3 protein-coding genes are annotated in these 4,846 nt (G+C 49.6%); 2 read left to right on the top strand and 1 reads right to left on the bottom strand.

Features of this window, described 5'->3' with window-relative positions:
- Positions 1–2,613 (top strand): WD40 repeat domain-containing protein (locus tag RMO52_RS18615; protein WP_310417231.1); only part of this gene is annotated, 2,613 nt, incomplete at its 5' end.
- Positions 2,614–2,785: 172 nt separating this feature from the next.
- On the opposite strand, the gene RMO52_RS18610 is transcribed toward RMO52_RS18615, so the two are convergent.
- Positions 2,786–3,394: a DnaJ domain-containing protein gene (locus RMO52_RS18610; RefSeq protein ID WP_310417228.1), complete on the bottom strand. Its 609-nt coding sequence runs from the start codon at positions 3,392–3,394 to the stop codon at positions 2,786–2,788.
- A gap of 126 nt (positions 3,395–3,520) precedes the next feature.
- Here RMO52_RS18610 and RMO52_RS18605 point away from each other — a divergent pair, with 126 nt between their 5' ends.
- Positions 3,521–4,243 (top strand): 16S rRNA (uracil(1498)-N(3))-methyltransferase, encoded by a 723-nt coding sequence (locus tag RMO52_RS18605; protein WP_310417224.1) that lies wholly within the window; start codon positions 3,521–3,523, stop codon positions 4,241–4,243.
- Positions 4,244–4,846: the final 603 nt, after the last annotated feature.

Genomic DNA, 4,846 nt, shown 5'->3' with positions numbered 1-4,846 from the left:
CAGTTTCGGAATATCGATGATATCCTCCAACGGCAATTCGAGCGGTTATCGCCGATCGAACAACAACTAGTCTACTGGCTGGCGCTGGAGCGCGAACCGATTAGTAGCAACCAATTGCGGTCGAATTTGGCGGATCGCCAGATGTCCGGGGAGATGATGAACGCGCTCCAGTCGCTGTCCCGGCGGTGCATTATCACCTCACAGGAGCGGAACTGGTCGCTCCAGCCAGTCACGATCGCTTATGTTACCACTAGAGCGATCGAGCGATTTGTCGCCGAACTCGCCCCGCCAAACCCTGCTGAGCCAACTCTAGATCCGATCGAGCGTTTTTATCACCTCAACACTTACGCCATCATTCAGGCACAGACCAAAGATTATCTGCGACAAACCCAAACCCAGTCGATTTTGCGACCCATTCTCGATCGATCGATCGAGCAGTGGGGATCTCGCCAGCAGCTCAGTCAGCACCTCCGGCAGATTCTAGGCGTGTGGCAGACCCTCGATCCGATCCCGACTGGCTATCTAGCGGGAAATATCCTCATGTTACTGTTGGAACTAGAGCCACGCACGCTGAAAGATTTAGACTGTTCTTCATTACCGATCCGCTCGGCGTATTTGGCGGGGGCGATCCTCGAACGAGTCAATTTTGCTGGCGCGATCTTCGATCGCTGTGTATTTACACAAGCCTTTGGCGGAATTGTCTTTGCGGTGTATCATCCCGATGGCAATCTGATTGCCACTGGCGAAGCCAATGGTGATGTCTCGTTGTGGCACAGTAGGGACGGCCAACGAGTTGCCATCTATCAGGGACATACTAACTGGACGCGGGCGCTGTCCTTTAGTGCTGACGGGCGGATTTTGGCTAGTTCTAGCGAGGATGGGACGGTGAGATTTTGGGACATTGCCACTGGCAACCAAATCGCGCTGATCGGCCCCCATACTCAGACGTTAAGAGGGATGCAATTTACCCAAGATGGTCGCCGGGTCGCCATCTGTGGCGACGATACTTTGATTCGGATCTACGATCTGGTAAAAGTACTCTGTGCCGTATCTGTTCCGCAGGTAGATAGCTATTGTCTCCAGGTATTGAGGGGGCATACTAATTGGGTATTTTCGATCGCTTACAGTCCCGATGAGCGCCAGATGGCGAGTGCGAGTGCCGATGGTACCGTGCGGATTTGGGATTTGGCAACTGGTGCATGTTTACACATTTTGCAGCACGAACATTGGGTAATTCGGACGATCTATAGTCCTGACGGTCGGCAACTGATTGTCAGCGGGATGTCAGCGACGATTTATATCTGGGACACAATTTCTGGGCAACTGCTGCAAACCCTCGACGGACATACAGACTGGGTATGGTCGATCGATACTAGCACTGACGGCAAGACCCTCATCAGTGCTGGTGAAGATCGGACGATCCGGGTGTGGAACTTGACAGCAGGCTCTTGTAGGATGGCGTTTCGCGCGCATCAAGACCGGATTTGGTCGATTTCGCTAGCTGCTGACGATCGGCATCTAGTCAGCGGGAGCGAGGATCGGACGATCTCGATTTGGGATCTGCAACAGGGTAAATGTGTCAAAACTATTAGTGGGTATAGTAACTGGATTAAATCGATCGCGTTCGTACCGCAGCGCGGCTGGTTGGCAAGCTGTCATCGCGATGGGGGGATTCGACTGTGGGATTGGCAGAGTCTGACGTGCCTTCACACCTTAACCGGACATCTCGCTGCGGTACCGACACTGGCTGTGAGTCCCAATGGACGATATTTGGCAAGTAGTAGTCTCGATCGTACGCTCCGAATTTGGGATTTACAAGACCTGACCTGCATTCAAACGATCGTTCAGCGAAGCGGTGCTGATGATGCCGAGATGGAAGGGACTTGTGCGCTAGTATTTAGTCCCGATAGCCAGCAGTTAATTGTGGGTAATTATCAAGCCGATCTCCAGATCTGGGAGATCGATACTGGCAAACTCGCTCGCTCGTCAGGACACCCCAATCGCATTCAAGCAGTTGCCTTGTGCGCTATAAATCGGACGATTGCGACTGCTTGCGAACATACCGTGCGGATTTGGGATCTGGATACAGGTAAGTGTTTGCAAACGATTATTGCTCACGCTTTGCCCGTCTTAACCGTGGCATTTAGTCCGGACGGACGTTACCTCGCCAGTGGTGGCATGGACAACACTGTCAAAATTTGGAACACAACTAATTGGGAATGCTTGCCCACAAAGATCGTTCACAATAGTCTCATCCTGACTGTAGCGTTTAGTCCCACACCGATCGCGGCCACATCCAATCCGGATTATCACGCGATCGTCGGTAGCGGTGACAGACTGATTAAACGCTGGCAGATTCCCACTGGTGAATGTCTCCAAACCTATACCGACCATCAAAATTGGGTGTGGTCGATCGCCTATAGTCCCGATGGCAGCCAGATCGCTAGTGCTGGCGAAGATGAAACGATCGCGATCTGGGATGTCGATGGAGATCGCGCGATCCATCGGCTGCGCCTCAGTCGTCCCTACGAAGATCTGAATATTACCGGAGCTACTGGCTTGGCATTGGGACAACGGCAAACGCTCAAATTATTAGGCGCGATCGATGGTTAATTGATAATTGATAATTGGGTTTTTAGGGTGGGGATTTAAACCCCTGTGTCTCGTTAACTCACATACTGCACCAGCAACAAACTCTACTCAGGTTCTCCCTAAGTACAGCACCTTTTCACCATCCACTATCCACTAAAACACTATCCACTATCCACTAAAACACTATCCACAGTTAACTTAATTGAGTAATCCGATTGAATCCACGATCGACTTCTTGCCACAATTGACGATTGTGAGGATCGACCTTGAGGGCTTTTTTGAGATAGATTCGCGCTTTATCAAATTCGCGGCGGTGGATTAATTGATTGCCGTATTGAGAATAAATAATCCCTTGCCATTGACAAACCTGACGATCTTGAGGGGAATGATGAGCTAAACCCTCAATTAAGACGATCGCTTTTAAAAATTGTTGTTGCTTTAATAAAGACTGTAATTCATCATACAATTGCCACTTCAATCGATCGCTATCTTGCGGCTGTTTTTGGGTGGTGGTTGATGGTGGCGCAGTAGTAACGCGAGTCTTAGTCGTACTGGCTGGTGTCTGCTGAGTCGTTCGATCGGGGTGAGGCTTGGCAGTTGCCGTAATTCCCGCGAGTAAAGTTTGATAAGCTTGATTGAGCGAGATAAAACGTTGATGTGCGTCAACATCACCTGGGTTGAGATCGGGATGCAGTTTGCGAGCCAAGGAACGGTAGGCAGTTTTCAGCTCCTCTATCGATGCGCCGCGATAGATGCCGAGTAACTGATAACATCGGTCTAAGTTGTTGGTAGATGCAACCATTGATTTACCAGAACGCTAGGATTGGACATTTCGAGTCATACTCTATTAGTATTCCCCGTAATTTGACCGCAGTATCATTTTTTTATCTTACACGAAAAACATCTTGTAATCAATTTTTTAAAAACATTGCAACGGATCGCGATCTCCCCCAGTCAAATTGTCGATCGAGACATCTTACTCACACCAGCACAACATCACTACCTTACCCGCGTCCTCCGCCTGCCAACTGGCAGCAAGTTTCACGCGATCGACGGTACCGGACAACTGTATCTGTGCGAATTAGCGACATCAAATGCCCAGATCGTTGAATTAATTACCCCAGGCACCAGCTCAGTAAATCGCCAACTTTCACCCCCGATTACCCTGATTTGCGCTCTCCCCAAAGGGAATAACTTTGACGATATCGTCCGCGCCTGTACCGAACTCGGCGTGACGAATATCCTCCCCGCCCTGAGCGATCGCACCTTGCTAGTTCCCAGTCCCCAAAAGTATCAGAGATGGTGCAAAATCGCCCAGGAAGCTGCCGAACAATCGGAACGACTCACTATCCCCACGATCGCCGAACCACAGTCTCTACAGCGCATTTTGAGCGAACTTCCCGATCCAAGCGCCAAATATCTGTGCGAAGCTAGAGGCGAACATCCCCACCTCCTCACCTGTCTCCAATCGAGCAAAATTAGCGATCGACCCATTCTCATCGCGATCGGCCCTGAAGGCGGCTGGACGCCTGCTGAAATCCAGTTAGCACTCGCACATCAGTTTCAGCTTGTCTCCCTCGGACGCCAGATTCTCCGCACGATTACCGCTCCTATCGTTGCGTTATCGATCGTTACCGCCGCATTAGCGTAGGCTATTGGCTGCGATCGAGCAAATACTCGTCCCCAAGTCTTGATATAATAGCCAACTTCAGACCGGATCGATCGTTCGCCTGTCTTCAACGATAAATGTTTAGAGGCTCTCGCATATGCTAGAGCAAATCGATAATTTGGCGATACCCGATCGCAAGTCAAACACAAGTCGATGTATGAGTAGGTAGGCACAATTAGCCTCTTATATTTAAGTATCTGGGCGTAATTAAATATAAGATATCGTGTAGGGTGGGCACTGTCTTGATTCGCTCGATCTGGAGGAAACCTCCAGGGCGCGAATCGCTGACCACCAGCTAGGTTTCAGCCATAATCTATCTTACAAATAATTGCATCTACCTACTTAGTTAACCCCAGCTACTTATATATCTCTAAATTTTATAGAAGTAGGTAAACACAATTATTTTAAATACTAAAATCATCTGTAACCCTGATGGTGGGCACTGCCCACCCTACAAAGTATCTAAAATCTAAAGCCCAAAACCTAAAGCCTAAAGCCCAAAGCCTAACCCCTACCCCCTACCCCCCAACCCCAAGGTGCAGATAAATTTACTAGATCGAGTCAGATTGGGAATTGCGGTATTTG

The organism is Chamaesiphon sp. OTE_8_metabat_110, assembly GCF_031382685.1.
Lineage (GTDB): Bacteria > Cyanobacteriota > Cyanobacteriia > Cyanobacteriales > Chamaesiphonaceae > Chamaesiphon.
Note: the sequence above shows the minus strand (reverse complement) of the source record. Positions and strands in the feature narration are given on the sequence as shown.

Coding starts and splice junctions, on each gene's coding strand:
- RMO52_RS18610 (WP_310417228.1), bottom strand. CDS start 3,394: ATGGTTGCATCTACCAACAACTTAGACCGATGTTATCAGTTACTCGGC.